Source organism: Pirellulales bacterium (genome assembly GCA_019636345.1).
In the GTDB taxonomy this organism is placed as follows: domain Bacteria; phylum Planctomycetota; class Planctomycetia; order Pirellulales; family Lacipirellulaceae.
This window is the reverse complement of the sequence record JAHBXQ010000003.1, coordinates 365,052-382,022: the sequence shown is the minus strand read 5'-3', so window position 1 is coordinate 382,022 and position 16,971 is coordinate 365,052. Positions and strand designations below refer to the sequence as shown.

Annotated in this window: 13 protein-coding genes and 3 tRNA genes; all 16 read right to left on the bottom strand. The window is 63.3% G+C overall.

The window, feature by feature from the left end; translation table 11 throughout:
- Nucleotides 1–45: 45 nt before the first annotated feature.
- Nucleotides 46–708, bottom strand: a complete 663-nt coding sequence (gene rplD, locus KF688_09310; protein MBX3425861.1) for a 50S ribosomal protein L4 — start codon at nucleotides 706–708, stop codon at nucleotides 46–48.
- Between the two features lie 106 nt (nucleotides 709–814).
- Complete coding sequence (gene rplC, locus KF688_09305; protein MBX3425860.1) at nucleotides 815–1,468, bottom strand: 50S ribosomal protein L3; 654 nt, start codon at nucleotides 1,466–1,468, stop codon at nucleotides 815–817.
- Nucleotides 1,469–1,706: 238 nt separating this feature from the next.
- Nucleotides 1,707–2,030, bottom strand: coding sequence for a 30S ribosomal protein S10 (gene rpsJ / locus KF688_09300; GenBank protein MBX3425859.1), 324 nt, complete (start codon nucleotides 2,028–2,030; stop codon nucleotides 1,707–1,709).
- A 339-nt stretch (nucleotides 2,031–2,369) separates the two neighbouring features.
- Nucleotides 2,370–2,531 (bottom strand): hypothetical protein, encoded by a 162-nt coding sequence (locus KF688_09295; GenBank protein MBX3425858.1) that lies wholly within the window; start codon nucleotides 2,529–2,531, stop codon nucleotides 2,370–2,372.
- A gap of 75 nt (nucleotides 2,532–2,606) precedes the next feature.
- Nucleotides 2,607–7,004 carry a DNA-directed RNA polymerase subunit beta' gene (gene rpoC / locus KF688_09290; protein ID MBX3425857.1) on the bottom strand — a complete coding sequence of 1,466 codons (4,398 nt, stop codon included), beginning with the start codon at nucleotides 7,002–7,004 and terminating at the stop codon, nucleotides 2,607–2,609.
- A 103-nt stretch (nucleotides 7,005–7,107) separates the two neighbouring features.
- The gene (gene rpoB, locus KF688_09285; GenBank protein MBX3425856.1) at nucleotides 7,108–10,824 is read right to left on the bottom strand and encodes a DNA-directed RNA polymerase subunit beta; all 3,717 of its coding nucleotides are present in this window, start codon (nucleotides 10,822–10,824) and stop codon (nucleotides 7,108–7,110) included.
- Between the two features lie 357 nt (nucleotides 10,825–11,181).
- The gene (rplL, locus tag KF688_09280; protein ID MBX3425855.1) at nucleotides 11,182–11,592 is read right to left on the bottom strand and encodes a 50S ribosomal protein L7/L12; all 411 of its coding nucleotides are present in this window, start codon (nucleotides 11,590–11,592) and stop codon (nucleotides 11,182–11,184) included.
- Between the two features lie 148 nt (nucleotides 11,593–11,740).
- Nucleotides 11,741–12,259 carry a 50S ribosomal protein L10 gene (gene rplJ / locus KF688_09275; GenBank protein ID MBX3425854.1) on the bottom strand — a complete coding sequence of 173 codons (519 nt, stop codon included), beginning with the start codon at nucleotides 12,257–12,259 and terminating at the stop codon, nucleotides 11,741–11,743.
- A gap of 112 nt (nucleotides 12,260–12,371) precedes the next feature.
- Nucleotides 12,372–13,049: a 50S ribosomal protein L1 gene (gene rplA / locus KF688_09270; protein MBX3425853.1), complete on the bottom strand. Its 678-nt coding sequence runs from the start codon at nucleotides 13,047–13,049 to the stop codon at nucleotides 12,372–12,374.
- 222 nt (nucleotides 13,050–13,271) lie between these two features.
- Nucleotides 13,272–13,697 carry a 50S ribosomal protein L11 gene (rplK, locus tag KF688_09265; GenBank protein ID MBX3425852.1) on the bottom strand — a complete coding sequence of 142 codons (426 nt, stop codon included), beginning with the start codon at nucleotides 13,695–13,697 and terminating at the stop codon, nucleotides 13,272–13,274.
- An 87-nt stretch (nucleotides 13,698–13,784) separates the two neighbouring features.
- Nucleotides 13,785–14,549, bottom strand: a complete 765-nt coding sequence (nusG, locus tag KF688_09260; protein ID MBX3425851.1) for a transcription termination/antitermination factor NusG — start codon at nucleotides 14,547–14,549, stop codon at nucleotides 13,785–13,787.
- A gap of 86 nt (nucleotides 14,550–14,635) precedes the next feature.
- Complete coding sequence (secE, locus tag KF688_09255) at nucleotides 14,636–15,067, bottom strand: preprotein translocase subunit SecE (protein MBX3425850.1); 432 nt, start codon at nucleotides 15,065–15,067, stop codon at nucleotides 14,636–14,638.
- A 132-nt stretch (nucleotides 15,068–15,199) separates the two neighbouring features.
- A tRNA-Trp gene (locus KF688_09250) sits at nucleotides 15,200–15,275 on the bottom strand.
- Between the two features lie 77 nt (nucleotides 15,276–15,352).
- Nucleotides 15,353–16,552 carry an elongation factor Tu gene (gene tuf / locus KF688_09245; GenBank protein MBX3425849.1) on the bottom strand — a complete coding sequence of 400 codons (1,200 nt, stop codon included), beginning with the start codon at nucleotides 16,550–16,552 and terminating at the stop codon, nucleotides 15,353–15,355.
- A 126-nt stretch (nucleotides 16,553–16,678) separates the two neighbouring features.
- A tRNA-Thr gene (locus tag KF688_09240) sits at nucleotides 16,679–16,751 on the bottom strand.
- Between the two features lie 120 nt (nucleotides 16,752–16,871).
- Nucleotides 16,872–16,942 (bottom strand) — tRNA-Gly (locus KF688_09235).
- Nucleotides 16,943–16,971 lie beyond the last annotated feature (29 nt).

Genomic DNA, 16,971 nt, shown 5'->3' with positions numbered 1-16,971 from the left:
TCGTCGTCAGTTGCTCAAGCGATCTCGGCGTCCGCTCGATCGGCGTCAGACTCCCGACGACTCGCCCTCGGCCTTGCCGTTGCCGGCGGCCTTGGCCTTCCAGTAATCCAACGCGGCGGTCGTCACCAGCACCTTGCGGGCCGACAGCAGCTTCAGGGCGTTCAAATCGCTCGCCGGGGAGATCGCCACCTTGGCGATGTTCCGGGCGCTCTTGTACACGTTCGCGTCGTGAGCCGCCGTCGCGACCAGCACCGAGGCCCCGTCGCAACCGACGGCCCTGATCACGCCGGCCATCTCGCGGGTCTTCGGGGCGGCGAACTCCAGCTTGTCGACGACCACGATTTCGTCGTCCCGCAGCTTGGCGGCCAGGGCCATGCGAGTGGCCAACTGCAACGCCTTGCGCGGCAACGAGTAGCTGTAATCCCGCGGATGAATCTGCTTCATGTGACCGCCGCCGCGACGAATGCCGCTCTTGCGATGGCCGGCCCGGGCGTTGCCGGTCCCCTTCTGCTTGTACATCTTGCGGGTCGAACCGGACACTTCGTGCCGATTCTTGGTCTTGTGCGTCCCCTGCCGGGCGTTGGCCTGGTACATGACCACCGCGTCGTGCAGAAGCTGCTTGTTGATGCGCGGAGCGAGATCGGACACCTCCAAATTGTAGGTGCCGACCTTGTGACCCTTGGCATCGAGAACAGTAAGCTTGGGCATGATTGCTAGCTAAGAGCTGTAAGCTGCCGGGCGTGAGCCGGACGAATGCATCGAAAATGACGATCCGGCCAAGAGACTGCGCTCGACAGCCGACGGCCTTCCCTTATCACACTTTGTTCGTTTGCTTGACCACCACGTAACCGCCGTTGGGGCCGGGGACGGCGCCTCGGATCAACAGCAGGTTCTGCTCGGAGTCGACCTTGACCACCAACTGATTCCGGACCGTGCAACGAGCGTTGCCGTATTGCCCCGGCATGCGGACGCCCTTGAACAGCCGACTGGGAAACGCGCTGCAACCGGTGCCGCCGAGGGCCCGGTGGCATTTCTTGACGCCGTGCGTGGCCCGCTGGCCGCTGAAGTTGTGCCGTTTCATGGCGCCCGAGAAGCCGCGACCCTTGCTGGTCGCGACGACGTCGACCCGCTGAACCCCCTCGAAGGCGGTCACGTCGACCGCGGCGCCCACCTCCAGGTCGCCGGCGCCGCCGCGAATCTCGCGGACAAACCGCTTCGGCTCGCACCCAGCCTTGGGGAGCGTTTCGACGCCGGCAGCAGTTCGCTTTTTGGCCGCCTTGCTGTCAAGCTTGGCGACATGACCGCGCTCGCTGCGGCGAGCCAATCGCCGAGGCTTGTCGAGATACCCCAACTGGACCGCTTCGTAGCCGTCTCGTTCCGCCGTGCGCACTTGCAGCACGTGGCAAGGACCCGCCTGCACGACCGTCACAGGAACGACGCCGCCGTCTTCGCCGTAAATCTGCGTCATGCCAATTTTGCGCCCCAGAATGCCTGGAACGCGCACTTGCGTGGCCATCGCTGGTGATCCCCGAGATCGGCTGGGCTCGACGGGAGACGCGGGGCATGCCCCGGCTTACCCTTCGAGCTTCCAAGTCATAGCGGTGAAAAAACTCGCTGAGGTCGGTATGAAATCGACGACAGCCCGATAAATCGCGACTGGCAATCCCGACGACCGACAAGTCGCCGACATCGCCGCAATCGCCCCGTTAGGCCGTCGTCGCCTTAATCTTGATATCCACGCCAGCCGGCAGACTCAGCTTATTGAGCGCCTCGATCGTCTTGGCCGTGGCCTGAACGATGTCGATGAGCCGCTTGTGGGTCCGAATCTCGAACTGCTGACGGGCCTTCTTATCCACGTGGGGACCGGACAGAACGGTGTACCGCTCGATCCGGGTCGGCAACGGGATGGGGCCGTGAACTTCGGAATTGGTCCGTTTGGCCGTATCGACGATTTCCGCGGCGCTTTGGTCGAGCACCGAGTGGTCGTACGCCTCCATCCGAATCCTGATGACTTCCTTCGCAGATGCCACGACTCGCTCCAGGGCGCACCGGCCCGTCGAATACGGCCCGCCTCGCGGCGACTTCCCCCCGAAAACCGGGACGAAATCGACGGAACAACGGGACCGACTCCCAAGTGTCAAAGAACCCTACTGACCCCCGAATACGAGGGCGAACCGCGGATTTTAGGGCAATCCGCCAAGGGCGTCAACTGGGCGAAATGGCCAGCGAGCGAAGATTTCCAGCCGGCCGGCCGACTCGACCCAACGTCGGCAAATTCCGCCCCGCCTCGCGCCCCGGCGGTTGCCGAAGCCCGAAGCTTGGCGCCAGTTACGGCCCAATGGGGCTACGAGCGCCTTCCGGGATGCGGCTCACCCGCGAAGGACGTCCGCCAGCGGCAACGCAAAGCCCGGCACGAGCGTCGGCAGGGCGAGCGATTGCGACTCGGCGAGTTCGGCGTCGCGGCCGCTAGGCTCGTGGACCGCGACCGCGACGAGATTCGCCTTCGATCGCGCCGCCCCTGCATTCGCCAACGACGACGGGGGGCCGAATCGGCCCCCCGTCGGGTGGTGTTGCGAATGCGACCGGGCGGGCAATCGCCGCGGCGCTCAGGCGTCCTTGTCGTCGCTCTCGGGCGCGGCCGACTCGGGGAGGGCCGGTTCGCCGCCGCCCAGCAGGGCGTCGAGCGTGCCCGGGTGCTCCTGCGGGGTCGGAGCGTCGCCGTTCTTGTCGGGAATGCCGCCCCCTTGGGCTTGCAGGGCCGACTCCAACAACGGGAACGACCGTTCGAGGATCCGCTCCTTCTCGGCCGCCAGGGCCTCGAGGGCCGCGGGCTGGATCCGCACCTCGGATTCCTGCACCGTCTTGAAGCCGGTGCCGGCCGGGATGAGGTGACCGAGGATGACGTTCTCCTTGAGACCGACGAGGAAGTCGGTCTTGCCCCCCAGAGCCGCCTCGGTGAGGACCTTGGTCGTTTCCTGGAAGCTGGCCGCGGAGATAAAGCTGCTCGACTGAACCGACGCCTTGGTGATGCCGAGCAACTGCGTGCTGGCCGTGGCCATTTTCGGCTTGGCGCCCTTGGCGATGTCGCCGCCGAGCGACTCGATCTGGGCGTTGGTCTGTTCGAGCGCGTCCTTGGGCACGATCGCCCCCTCGGAGAAGTCGCTGTCTCCCTTGTGGGTGATCTTCAGACACTTCGAGACCGCTTCGTTGGCCGAGCGGAAGTCGAACTTGTCCATCACCGAGCCGGGAAGCAGGTCGGTGTCGCCGGGGGACTCGATCTTCACCTTGCGCAGCATTTGCGAGACGATGATCTCGATGTGCTTGTCGTTGATTTCGACGCGCTGGCTGCGATACACGTTTTGGATTTCGCGGGTCAGATACTGCTGCACCGCTTCCTCGCCGGAGATCCGCAGGATGTCGTGCGGCACCAGCGGCCCGTCGACCAGCGACTCGCCCGCGCGGACATGATCGCCGGCGTGGACCCGCAAGTGCTTGGAGTGCGAGACGAGGTGCTCGCGTTCGATGCCCGCCTCGCTGCGGACGATGATCGAGCGCTTGCCGCGCTTCTTCTCGCCCAACAGTTCGACGACGCCGTCGATTTCGGCGATGACGGCCGGGTCCTTCGGCTTGCGGGCCTCGAAGATTTCGGTGACGCGGGGCAGACCGCCGGTGATGTCCTGGGTTCCCGAAGCCTCGCGCGGAGTCTTCGCCAGCAATGTGCCGGGGGTGATGACTTGGCCGTCGTCGACCTCGATGTGAGCCCGCTCGGGCATGTAGTAGAAATCGATGATTTTGCCGTCGTCAGGATTCTCGACGACGATCTGCGGATGGAGATCGCCCTTGTGCTCCATGATGACGTACCGCCGCTTGCCGCTGGGGTCGGCCTCGCCGCGCATCGTCTCGCCCTCGACGAGATCCTCGTAGCGGATCTTGCCGCCGGTCTCGGCGAGGATCGGGATCGAGTGGGGATCCCATTCGCAAATGACGGCCCCGGCCTTGACCGCTTCGTCCTCCTGGACCTGCAGGACGGCGCCGGCGGGGACTTCGTACTTTTCGACCTCGCGCCCCTTCTCGTCGACCAGGGCGATCTCGCCGTTGCGGGTGAGCACCACTTGCTGGCCGGCGTCGTTGGTGACGACCTTGAGCCGGGCAAGCTTGGCGATGCCCCCCTTCTTGGTCTTGATGTCGCTCTTCTCGACGTCGCCGGTGGCCACGCCGCCGATGTGGAAGGTCCGCATGGTGAGCTGGGTGCCCGGCTCGCCGATGCTTTGAGCGGCGATGATGCCGACGGCCATCCCCTCCTCGACCATGGCGCCGGTCGACAGGTCCATGCCGTAGCAGCGGCGGCAGACGCCCAGCGCCGCGTCGCAGGTCATCGGGCTGCGGACCTGGATCTTCTCCAGCCCCAGTTGCTCGATCTTCCGCGCGATGTCGGCGGTGATCATCTCGTTTTCGGCGACGATCACCTCGTCTGTGATCGGGTTGACGATGTTGGCCCGACTCACCCGGCCGCGGATCGAGTCGGCGAGGCTCACCTCGACCTTTTCGCCTCGGTAGATGATTCCCTTGGTGATCCCTTGGGTCGTGCCGCAGTCCTCGGCGGTGATGACCACGTTCTGGGCGACGTCGGCCAGCTTGCGGGTCAGGTAGCCCGAGTCGGCCGTCTTGAGGGCCGTGTCGGCCAGACCCTTGCGGGCGCCGTGGGTCGAGCTGAAGTACTCGAGCACGGTCAGCCCCTCGCGGAAGTTGGCCTTGATCGGCGTCTCGATGATCTTGCCCGAGGGCTTAGCCATGAGCCCGCGCATGCCGCCCAACTGCCGCATCTGCTCGATGCCGCCGCGGGCGCCGGAGTGGGCCATGAGGAAGATCGGGTTCACGTAGGCGTTGCCGCGATAGTCGCTTTCCAGGCCGGTCATCATCTCGGCGGTAATCTGCTCGCGAGCATGGGTCCACGCGTCGAGCACTTTGTTGTACCGCTCGTTCTCGGTGATGATCCCGCGCTGGTAGTGCTTGTTGGTCTTGATGACTTCCTTCTCGGCCTCGGCGAGAATCTTTCCCTTGGTCTCGGGCGTGACCAGATCGTCGGTCGCGAACGACAGCCCGCTGAGCGTGCTCTGCCGGAACCCGATCTGGTTCATGTCGTCGAGCAAATCGATCGTGTACCGCCGACCGAGCATTTCGTAGCAGTCGCTGATCACGCGGGCCAAGTCCGACGACCGCAGCGGCATGTTGTAGTACGGCATCCCCTTGGGCAGGATGCGGTTGAAAATCACGCGACCGACGGTCGTGTTGATCCGCTTGCCGTAGCCGGTCTTCGCGTCAAAGTCGTCGCGCAGGCACTTGTCCTTGGGAAGCCGCAGCTTGATCTTGGCGTGCGTGTGGAGCTTGCCGGCGGCGTAGGCCGTCTCGACTTCCTCGGGCGAGGCGAACGCCATGTCGTCTCCGCGCGCCTCGGGGACGTTCATGGTCAGGTAGTAGCAACCCATCACCGTGTCCTGAGACGGGCTGATGATCGGCGAGCCGTTGCCCGGGCTGAAGATGTTGTGCGTCGACATCATCAGCGTGTGGGCCTCGACCTGGGCCTCGATCGACAGCGGCAAGTGAACCGCCATCTGGTCGCCGTCGAAGTCGGCGTTGAAGCCGCGGCAGACCAGCGGATGGAGATGGATCGCGTTGCCTTCGACCAGGATCGGCTCGAACGCCTGGATGCCCATGCGGTGCAGCGTGGGAGCCCGGTTCAAAAGCACGGGGTGATTGGTGATCACCTCCTCGAGAATGTCCCAGACCTCCTCGTCCTTGCGCTCGAGCATCTTCTTGGCCGACTTGATCGTATCGGCGTGCCCCAACTCCTTCAGCCGGCGGATAATGAACGGCTGATACAGCTCCAGCGCGATCTTCTTCGGCAGGCCGCATTGGTGCAGCTTCAACCGCGGACCGACGACGATCACCGACCGGGCCGAGTAGTCGACCCGCTTGCCGAGCAGGTTCTCGCGGAACCGACCCTGCTTCCCCTTGATCATGTCCGTGAGCGACTTGAGCGGCCGGTTCGAGCTGCCGAGGACGGGCCGCTTGCAGCGGTTGTTGTCGAACAGCGCATCGACCGACTGCTGCAGCATCCGCTTTTCGTTGCGGATGATCACCTCGGGGGCGTTCAAGTCGACCAGCTTCTTGAGCCGGTTGTTGCGGTTGATGATCCGACGATAGAGGTCGTTGAGATCGCTCGTGGCGAAGTTGCCGCTGTCCAACAACACCAGCGGTCGCAAATCCGGAGGAATCACCGGGATGACGTCGAGCACCATCCACTCGGGTTTGTTGTCCGAATCGCGGATCGACTCGACCGTCTTCAGCCGGGCGATCAGGTCCTTGGCCTTCTGCTTGCTGCCGGTCTCCTTCAGTTCGACGCGGAGCTCCTCGCTGAGCTTCACGAGGTCGAGGTTCTGCAGCAGCTTGCGAATCGCCTCGGCGCCCATGTCGGCCTCGAAAGCGCCTTCGCCGTACTGCTCGCGGGCCGAGCGGTACTCTTCCTCGGTCAGCAGTTGCTGGGCCTTGAGCGGCGTCTCCTTCGGGTCGACGACCACGTAATCCTGGAAGTAGATCACCTTCTCCAGGCTGGTCGTCTTCATCGCCAGCAGGCTGCCCAGCCGGCTCGGCATGGCCTTGAAGAACCAGATGTGGACGACCGGGGCCGCCAGCTCGATGTGCCCCATCCGCTTGCGGCGCACGCGGCTGTGGGTCACTTTCACGCCGCAGCGATCGCAGATCATTCCCTTGTACTTCATCCCGCGGTACTTGCCGCAGGCGCATTCCCAGTCCTTCTCGGGGCCGAAAATTCGCTCGCAGAACAAGCCGTCCTTTTCAGGACGATACGTGCGGTAATTGATCGTCTCGGGCTTCTTCACCTCGCCGAACGACCAACTGCGAATATCATGCGGCCGCGCCAGGCTGATCTTCACCGAGCCGTAGTCGTTGACGCGATCGTAATTCGAGCCTTCAAGAATGCTCATGGATTTCCTCGTACAAGTGACCGCGGTCGTCGGGGAGACGAACCGGCTGTGAAGTCACGTTGGGATTTCAAATTGGTCAATGACCAATTCGCAATGTCCGCCCTTACAGAGCCGCGCGCTTCTCGAGCTGCATATTCAGACCCAAGCCGCGAATTTCGTTCGTGAGCACGTCGAAGCTGGCCGGGGTGCCGGCTTGCAGCGTGTTCTCGCCCTTGACCATCGACTCGTAAATCTTCGTGCGGCCTTCGACATCGTCGCTCTTTACGGTGAGCAACTCCTGCAGGATGTACGCGGCGCCGTAGGCCTCGAGAGCCCACACTTCCATTTCGCCGAACCGCTGGCCGCCGAACCGCGCCTTCCCCCCCAGAGGCTGCTGGGTGATGAGCGAGTACGGGCCCGTGCTGCGGGCGTGCACCTTGTCGTCCACCAAGTGGTGGAGCTTGAGCATGTAGATGAAACCGACGGTGGTCTCCTGCTCGAACGGCTCGCCCGTGCGGCCGTCGTTGAGCCGGATCTTGCCGTGGCGCGGGAGGCCCGCTTCGCCCAGAGCGTCGTTGATCTGCGACTCCTCGGCTCCGTCGAACACCGGCGTCACCGCGCGGAAGCCGAGCTTGGCCCCCGCCCAGCCGAGGTGCGTTTCGAGAATCTGGCCCACGTTCATCCGGCTCGGCACGCCCAGCGGGTTGAGCATGATCTGAATCGGAGTCCCGTCCGGCAAAAACGGCATGTCCTCGATCGGCAAGATCTTGGAAATCACGCCCTTGTTCCCGTGGCGGCCGGCCATCTTGTCGCCCACCGAGATCACCCGCTTCGTGGCGATGTAGACCTTCACCATCTGCAGCACGCCGCTGCGGAGTTCGTCGCCCCGCTTCATCGAGTTGAGTCGGCGATCGCGGAGGTCGATCGCCTCTTCCACCTTCGGCCACAATTGCTTGTAGGCTGCCTGCACGGCCTTGTGGCGATCGTCGCTGCGGATGTCGAGCAGATCGACCCGGAACCGCACCGCCTGGTCGGCGATGAACTGGGCTTCCTGGTTGTGGATCAGCTCGTTGCCGTCCTCGTCGGAGAGCTTCTTCTGCAGGATCTTTTCGATCTCGCCCACCAGTTCCTTGAACGCGACGGCGATCCCTTCGTTCCCTTCCTTCTCGGCCTCCTTGAGCGACTTCTCGAACGCCTTGCGCTCGTCCTCGGTGAGGCTCATCCGCCGCGAGAACTTCTGAGCCTCGATGACGATCCCTTCGATGCCCGAGGGGACTTCCAACGAGTCGTTCTTCACGTCCTCGCCGGCCCGGCCGAAAATCGCGTGGAGCAACTTCTCCTCGGGGGTCAGTTCGGTCTTGCTCTTGGGCGAGACCTTGCCGACCAGGATGTCGCCCGGCTGGACGTAGGTGCCGATCCGGACGATGCCGTTCTCGTCGAGGTTGCGGAGCGCCTTCTCGCTGACGTTGGGGATGTCGCGGGTGAACTCCTCTCGACCGAGCTTCGTCTCGCGGATTTCGACGTCGAACTCCTCGATATGAATCGAGGTGTACGTGTCGGCGTGGACCAACTCCTCGCTGATGATAATCGCGTCCTCGAAGTTGTATCCCTCGAACGACATGAACGCGACAAGCACGTTGCGGCCCAGGGCGAGCTCGCCCTTGAAGGTCGCGGCGCCATCGGCGATCACTTGGCCTTTTTCCACCTTGTCGCCGAGCTTGATGATCGGCTTCTGGTTCTGGCAAGTCCGCTCGTTCAGGCCGACGAACTTGCGAAGCTCGTACTTGTCGGCGCCGATTTCAATCCGGGTGGCGTCGACGAAGGTGACGGTCCCCTTGTTCTTGGCCCGCACCAGCATCCCCGAGTGGCGGGCGACGTCGATCTCGAGGCCCGTCCCCACGACCGGCGGTTCGGCCAGCAGCAGCGGCACCGCTTGCCGTTGCATGTTGGAGCCCATGAGTGCGCGGTTCGCGTCGTCGTGCTCCAGGAACGGAATGAGCCCCGCGGAGACGCCGATCATCTGGCTGGGCGCCACGTCGGTGTATTGAATCTTGTCGGTCGGCACGAGAACGAAGTCACTGCGATACCGGGCCACGACCGTCTCGCCGACGATCTTGCCGTCCTTCACCGGCACGTCGGCCGAGGCGACGTAGGCGTTCGATTCCTCGTCGGCCCGTAACCAGATCACCTCCTCGGTCAGCTTGCCCCCCTTCACCACCCGGTACGGGGTGACGAGGAAGCCGTACTCGTCGACCGTCGAGTACATCGCCAAGCTCGAAATGAGCCCGATGTTCGTTCCTTCCGGCGTCTCGATCGGGCAGATGCGGCCGTAGTGCGAAATGTGAACGTCGCGCACTTCGAAGCCGGCCCGCTTGCGGTTGAGACCGCCCGGGCCGAGCGCCGACAACCGCCGCTCGTGCGTCAGCATCGACAACGGGTTCGTTTGGTCGACGACTTGCGACAACTCGCCCCGACCGAAGAAGTACTCGATCGCCGCCGAGATGCTCTTGGGATTGATGAGGCTCCGCGGAGTCATGTCCTCCTGGTCTTTCAGGCTCATCCGCTCCTGCACGGTGCGGCGGAGCTTGAGGAAGCCCTTGCGGATTTCATCGCTCGCCAATTCGTCGATCGTCCGCAAGCGGCGATTGCCGAGGTGATCGATGTCGTCGACGTACGCCCCCTCTTCGCCGGCAACCAGCATCAGCAGGTACTTGACCGAGGCGATCAGGTCCTCGGGTCGCAACACCATCTCGTCTTCCGAGACGTTCAGGCCCAGTTTGCGATTGATGCGGAACCGACCGACCCGACCGAGGCGATATCGGTTGGCGTCGAAAAACTTTTCCTGGAACAACGTCCGCGCCTTCTCCAACTGGGGCGGGTTGCCCGGACGGAGCCGCTGATAAATGCGCAGCAGCGCCTCTTCGTGGCTCGAGGTGTTGTCCTCGGCCAAGGCGTTGACGAGGTGAGGAGTCTTCGGGGGTTCGATCACCTCGACCGTCTTCACGCCGCTGGTGCAGATGATCTCGGCGACGTTCTTGGTGATCCGCTGGCCGCTCTCGATGATGATTTCGCCGGCGCGTTCGCTGCCGACCGGGTAGACGACGTCGTCGACCGAGACCTTCCCCTCGATTTTGCCGGCGCTGCGGCCGTCGACGATCTTCTCCTTCGTCGGCGTGTAGAACTGACGGATGATCTCCGAGTCGAGCCCGTACTTGGGATCCATCGCCCGCAGCAGGGTCATCGCCGAGAACTTGCCGCTCTGGTCGATGCGAACGGTGATGCTGTCTTTCTTGGTCGTGTTGAGCTCGATCCAACTGCCGCGTTCGGGGATGACGCGACAGGAATGGGTGCGGCGCTCGCCCGCTTCGATCTCCGTGACGAAGTCGATACCCGGGCTGCGGTGCAGTTGGCTCACGACGACGCGCTCAGCGCCGTTGATGATGAACTCGCCCCCGCCGAGCATGATCGGCATGTCGCCTAGATAGACCTCCTCCTCGACCGGCTGATCCTTGACCAGGCGCAGCCAAATGCGGAAGGGGCGACCGTAGGTCAACCGCAACTGCCGGCACTCGTCGGTGCTGTAGCGCGGCTTGCCCAGCTCGTAGCGCTGATACTCCAGCCGGATCGTCTTGTCGTAGCTCTCGATCGGGAAGATTTCCTGCAGCACGGCTTCGAGGCCCTCGACCTTGCGCTTGGCGGTCGGGCCGTCGCTGTACTGCAGAAACCGGTCGTAGCTTTCGGTCTGGATTTGGGTGAGATCAGGGATCGCGAAGGATTCTCGGCCGCTGCCGAAATGGCGAACTTCGTTGGTCACAAGCCGCCGCTGAGCCTTGACTGCCATGGGGCAAACTGCTCCGTTTTTCGCGAGGTGGGATAGGTCCGCGATCGCGCGTCCGCCGGGGAAGGCGGCGGTCGAGCGAAGGCGAAAATGGTCGAACGCGTCGACCGGGTCGCAGCGCGTGACGCCGAACCAAAAGTCTCGTGCGGACGCCGGTTCGTCCGCCGACAAGCGGGGCCTGTCGGCCAAGCGATCTCGGCGGTCAAATCCGCGGGGACGGACGCGACGAGCGCGTGCCGTGCGGTTCGGACACAGCCGGCGCGCACGACGATCGCCGACCGGCGTCACGCGTCGCGACCGGCCGGCGCCCCGAATTCGAGACGCCGGCCGCGCTGACGTGAACGCCTGGGCAAGCGAACGCTACTTGATCGATGCGGTGGCGCCGGCTTCGGTCAGTTCCTTCTTGATCTTCTCGGCGTCTTCCTTCGAGACGCCTTCCTTGACCTTGCTCGGAACGCCTTCGACGAGGTCCTTGGCTTCCTTGAGGCCCAGGCCGGTGATGGCGCGAATGACCTTGATGACGCCGATCTTTTGATCGCCGAAACCTTCGAGCACGACGTCAAATTCAGTCTGCTCCTCGGCAGCGGCGGCGCCGCCGCCTCCGTCAGCCGGACCGGCCATGACGACCGCGCCGCCGGCGGCCGGCTCGATGCCGTGAACGTCCTTCAAATAATCGCTCAGCTCCTTGGCTTCCTTGAGCGTGAGCTGGACGATCTTGTCGCCCAACTCTTTCGTGGCGGCGGAAAATTCGGCAACGGCTGCGTCGCTCATGACAATACCCTTTCTGGCAGTAGCGGGGACGAGCCCCAAAGTCGTTTTCGGATTTCTGATTTATGAATGATGAATGGCGATTTACGACTCGAAGCGATCGGCCACGACTTCAGAGGCACATCCGAAATCCTGAGTCCGAAATCATAAATCACTCTTCCTCGCCCTTCTTCTTGATCTGGCTGGCGAGCTTGGCCCCCGAACCGAGGAACTGAGCCGACAACTTGCGGCCCGGGCCCAAGATCTGGCCCACCAGCAAGCTGAGTTGCTCGGCCCGGCTCGGCCACTTGCTGACCGCCTTGACGTCGGCGGCCGAGAGCTTGGCGCCGTCCATCACCCCTCCCTTGGGGATGAACTTGGCGTACTTCTTGTCCTCGGCGATTCGCGTCACTTCTTTGGCGAGCGAGACGACGTCCTCGGCGCCCCAGACCAAAGCCGCGGAGCCTTGCGCCCCCTCGAACGCCGGAGCGAGGGTCGTCCCCTCGGCCGCTCGGCGGGCCAAGCTGTTCTTGACCACCATGAGGCTGATGTTCTTCTGAGCCAGCTGCTTGCGGAGCTCGACCGTCGTGTTCGCGTCCAAGCCCAGGACGTCGACCACCACCAGATCGGTCACGCTGCCGAGCCGGCTTTTCAGCTCGTCGGTAATCAGGCCTTTGAGATACTTGCTCATGGCGTCAACAGGGTCTGTAGGCAGTGGGGGGGCAAGCAGCCCGGGATCTCGCACGAACTGCAGCCCGCGAGCCGGCTCGTCCCCGAGCCCGGCCGCGATCAATAAAATCACGTTAAGTCGCCAGCTTCACGCTGGGGGTCATCGTCGCGCTGATATGAGCGCTCTTCACGTAAACGCCCTTGGAGGACGTCGGCTTGAGCGACACGATTCGGTCGATGAACGCTTGAATGTTTTCGACCAGCTTTTGGTCGTCGAAGCTCAGCTTGCCGACGGGCGCCTGGACGTTGCCCGCCTTCTCGTTGCGGAACTCGACCTTGCCGGCTTTGTACTCGGCCACCGTCTTGGCGACGTCGGGAGTCACCGTGCCGGCGCGGGGCGAGGGCATCAGCCCCCGCGGACCGAGCACGCGGCCCAACTGGCCGACGATCTTCATCATGTCCGGAGCTGCGATGCAAACGTCGAAGTCGGTCCACCCGCCGAGAATCTTCTTGGCGAGGTCCTCGTCCCCCACATGCTCGGCGCCCGCCTCCTCGGCGGCCTTCGCCTGCGGGCCCTTGGCGAACACGACGATCCGCTGATCCTTGCCCGTGCCGTGCGGCAGCACGATCGAACCGCGGACGATTTGGTCGGCCTGCGTCGGGTCGATCCCGAGCCGCATGACGACCTCGACCGATTGATCGAACTTGGGGGCCGGGTACTTCTTGAGCGCGGCCACGGCCTCGGCCAGGGGCAACGAGGTCGCGGGGCGCTTCGCCGCGGCCGACTTCATTCTTTTCGCTACTTTGGGCATCGTTCTCGCCTCAATCGCCGACCATGCGACGATCAAAATGTCGTTAGGAGTGAACCGCGGAGACACGGCGAACATGGAAGTCCGAGGAATTCGCTCGAAGCTCCTAGGAGCAAACGCCTTCGCAACGGCAGGCGCTTCGTTCTCGCTTCTCCCTCCGTAAACTCCGCGACTCTGTAAGCTTGTTGGACGTAGTGAACGGCTCTGTACGCCGCGACCGCCGACTCAATCGACGACGTCAAGCCCCATGCTGCGGGCCGTGCCGGCGATCATTCGCACGGCGTGGTCGACGTCGCGAGCGTTGAGGTCGGCCATCTTGATCTTGGCGATCTCTTGCATCTGGGCGGTCGTCACCGTGCCGACTTTCGTCTTGTTGGGGACGCCCGAACCCTTGGCCAGCCCGACAGCCTTCTTCAAAAGCACGGCCGCCGGAGGGCTTTTCGTGATGAAGTCGAACGAGCGATCGTTGTAGACGCTCACGACCACGGGGATCATCATCCCCCCGGCTTCCTTGGTCTTGTCGTTGAACGCCTGAACGAACTGCCCGAGGTTGACGCCGTACTTGCCGAGCGAAGTGCCGACCGGCGGCGCAGGCGTCGCCTGCCCGCCCGGGATCTGAAACTTCGCGACGCCGACTAATTGCTTTGCCATGATAAACCGAGCCGTAAGCTGTGAGCTGTAAGCCGGAAGGACGGACGCGCTCTTTCTGACCTGAGGCTTGCCGCCTCAGGATTAGAGCTACACCCCCTCCACTTGCCAGTATTCCAATTCAACGGGAGTGCTGCGGCCGAAGATGCTGAGCATGACGGTGATCTTGCCGCTCTGCTCGTCGATCGCGCTGACGTCCCCTTCGAAGCCTTCGAACGTGCCGTCCTTGACCTTGACCTTGTCCTCCAGCTTGAACTTGATGTCCAACTTGGGGGCTTCGTCGGTCTGCTCCTCTTCTTTGTGGATAATGCGAGCGACTTCATGAGCCAGCATCGGGGTCGGCTTGCCCCCCGAGCCCGTGAAATCGCCGATCCCCGAGGTCTCACGCACCGCGAACCACGTGTCGTCGTTAATGCACATGTGCACGACGATGTAGCCCGGATAAAGCTTGCGTTCGACGACCTTCTTCTTTCCGCCTTTGAACTCGGTGACCTTTTCGGTCGGCACGACGACGTCGCCGAAGTACTTGTCGAGCCCCTCGATCTTGATCTTGCGGCGAAGGGCGTCGGCGATCGACCGTTCGCGGTTGCTTTGAACCTTGAGGATGTACCAGTCCATCACGACCGGCCCGGGCGGTTCCTTTTTCGCGTCGGCCGCCTTCGCCGGCTTCGCCGCGGGGGCCGGGGCCTCCTCAGGCTCCGCTTCGGCGAGAACCTCTTCGCTCGACTCGTCGGTCGATTCGAGCGAATCCGTCGCGTCGGCCAACTCGTCTTCGAGGGGCGCAGCTTGCGCCTCGACCGCAGACCCGTCGGCCGCAGTGAGATCTTCGGACAGTTCTTCCCGCTCGTCGCTCACCGAATCATGTCACGCCCCTTGCAGAGCGCGCCTTTATGTCAAACGCAGTGCCGAGACCCGCAGGCGAGGATCGCCCGCCGTCGGACTCAGGCCCCCAAGAACCAGCTAATGACCGTCTTGAGGATCAAGTCGTATGCAAACAAGATCGTCACGAGCAAGAAGATCACGACGACCACCACGAGCGACGCTCGATACAACTCGCCTCGGCTCGGCCAGGAGACCTTGTTCATCTCGGCCTCGACCGAGATGAGAAAGTCGGCGAACTTCGGGTAGTTGACGATCCGAAACGCCCCCCAAATTCCGGCTGCCAACACGAGGCCCGGCAGCCCGTAGACCGCCACCCAGCGGTTGGCGCCGGTCAGCCAGCCGGCGCGCCACACGTCGGCCATCGAGCTCAACCGCCACGCGCCGACGGCAATCATCCCCGCCAAGGCGAGAAAGGTGATCTGCCGCCAAACGCGCCCCTGGCTCCGCTTGTAGCGCGAGCCGTTGAACATGCCTGCGATCAACTCAGCCACGTGAGTGCGTCCCTGTGTCAAGCTGTCAGCCTACAGCCGTCAGCTGTCAGCCAAACCTGCGTTCCCTATTTGTCTGCCGAGACTTGTCTGCCTAGCCGACGGCCGCCAGCCGATCGCTGACAGCCCCCTGTATGGCAGGGGCGGCGGGAATCGAACTCGCAACCTCTGGTTTTGGAGACCAGCGCTCTGCCAATTGAGCTACGCCCCTACAAACAATGACCAAGGCCGCAATGACCAATGACCAACTTGCCATTGGTCATTGGGACTTGGACATTGAGTCATTCGTTACTCCACGATCTTCGTCACGACGCCCGAACCGACGGTCTTGCCCCCTTCGCGAATCGCGAAGCGGACCCCGTCGTCCATGGCGATCGGCTTCTGCAACTCGACGCTCAACCGGGCGTTGTCGCCGGGCATGCACATCTCGGCGTCGCCGACCAAGTTGGCCGTGCCGGTGACGTCCGTCGTGCGGAAGTAGAACTGCGGGCGATAGCCGCTGAAGAACGGCGTGTGCCGGCCCCCTTCTTCCTTCGACAGGACGTAGACCTCGGCCTCGAACTTCGTGTGCGGGGTGATGCTGCCCGGCTTGGCAAGCACCTGACCGCGCTGAATGTCTTCGCGCTTCACGCCGCGAAGCAGGCAGCCGACGTTGTCGCCGGCCTGCCCCTGATCGAGGCTCTTGTTGAACATTTCGACGCCCGTGCAGGTCGTCTTCACGGGGGCGTCGGTCAGGCCGATGATCGACACTTCCTCGCCCACCTTGACCACGCCCCGCTCGATCCGCCCGGTGGCGACGGTGCCGCGACCTTCGATCGAGAAGACGTCTTCAATCGCCATCATGAACGGCTTGTCGGTCTCGCGAACCGGCTCGGGGATGTAGGCGTCGATCGCCTCCATCAGCTCGGTGATGCACTTCGACGCCTCGGGGTCCGAGGGGTTGTCGTACGCGCCCTTGGCGTTGCCGCGGACGATCGGAATCTCGTCGCCGGGGAAGCCGTGATTGGAGAGCAACTCGCGGATTTCCAACTCGACCAACTCAAGCAACTCCTCGTCGTCGACGAGGTCGCACTTATTGAGGAACACCACGACCCGGGGGACGCCGACCTGACGAGCCAGCAGAATGTGCTCGCGGGTTTGCGGCATCGGACCGTCGGCGGCCGACACGACCAGGATGGCGCCGTCCATCTGGGCGGCCCCCGTGATCATGTTCTTGATGAAGTCCGCGTGGCCCGGGCAATCGATGTGGGCGTAGTGACGATTGGGGGTCTCGTACTCGACGTGCGAAGCGGCGATCGTGACCGTCTTGGTCGCGTCGCGAACCGTACCGCCCTTGGCGATATCGGCATACGACTTCGGCTTGGCGAGACCCTTGGCGCCCTGCACGGCCAGAATGGCGCCGGTCGTGGTGGTCTTTCCGTGGTCGATGTGACCGATCGTGCCGACGTTCACGTGCGGCTTGGTACGTTCAAAAGTATCCTTTGCCATGTTACTCCCTGACCATTCTCAAATCGTGATTTATGGGCCAAAAACGCTGCTAAGACGAAACCCAAAAATCGCAGCACAGTGACTGAAATGAACAACCGGTTCGACTCGCTCGGGGCGACTCGCAAGAGCTGCTGATGAGACTTGAACTCATGACCTCTTCCTTACCAAGGAAGTGCTCTGCCAACTGAGCTACAGCAGCGGAAGCAGGCCATCGGCTGTCGGCGATCAGCTGTCGGCCAAAGCGGGCGATCATCCTCGTCTGTTGAATCGTCTCGTTAACTCCTCGCCGACGACCATCGGCCGAAACCGACAGCCTCAAAGCGGGTGAAGGGAATCGAACCCTCGTCTTCAGCTTGGAAGGCTATTGCTCTACCATTGAGCTACACCCGCGGGACGTGAAACTCGAAATTCGAAGCTCG

What these genes read in the sequence shown, in the direction of transcription:
- rplD (MBX3425861.1), bottom strand. Translation starts at nt 708, where the DNA reads ATGCCCAAGCTTACTGTTCTCGATGCCAAGGGTCACAAGGTCGGCACC.
- rplC (MBX3425860.1), bottom strand. Translation starts at nt 1,468, where the DNA reads ATGACGCAGATTTACGGCGAAGACGGCGGCGTCGTTCCTGTGACGGTC.
- rpoC (MBX3425857.1), bottom strand. Translation starts at nt 7,004, where the DNA reads ATGAGCATTCTTGAAGGCTCGAATTACGATCGCGTCAACGACTACGGC.
- rpoB (MBX3425856.1), bottom strand. Translation starts at nt 10,824, where the DNA reads ATGGCAGTCAAGGCTCAGCGGCGGCTTGTGACCAACGAAGTTCGCCAT.
- rplL (MBX3425855.1), bottom strand. Translation starts at nt 11,592, where the DNA reads ATGAGCGACGCAGCCGTTGCCGAATTTTCCGCCGCCACGAAAGAGTTG.
- rplJ (MBX3425854.1), bottom strand. Translation starts at nt 12,259, where the DNA reads ATGAGCAAGTATCTCAAAGGCCTGATTACCGACGAGCTGAAAAGCCGG.
- rplA (MBX3425853.1), bottom strand. Translation starts at nt 13,049, where the DNA reads ATGCCCAAAGTAGCGAAAAGAATGAAGTCGGCCGCGGCGAAGCGCCCC.
- rplK (MBX3425852.1), bottom strand. Translation starts at nt 13,697, where the DNA reads ATGGCAAAGCAATTAGTCGGCGTCGCGAAGTTTCAGATCCCGGGCGGG.
- tuf (MBX3425849.1), bottom strand. Translation starts at nt 16,552, where the DNA reads ATGGCAAAGGATACTTTTGAACGTACCAAGCCGCACGTGAACGTCGGC.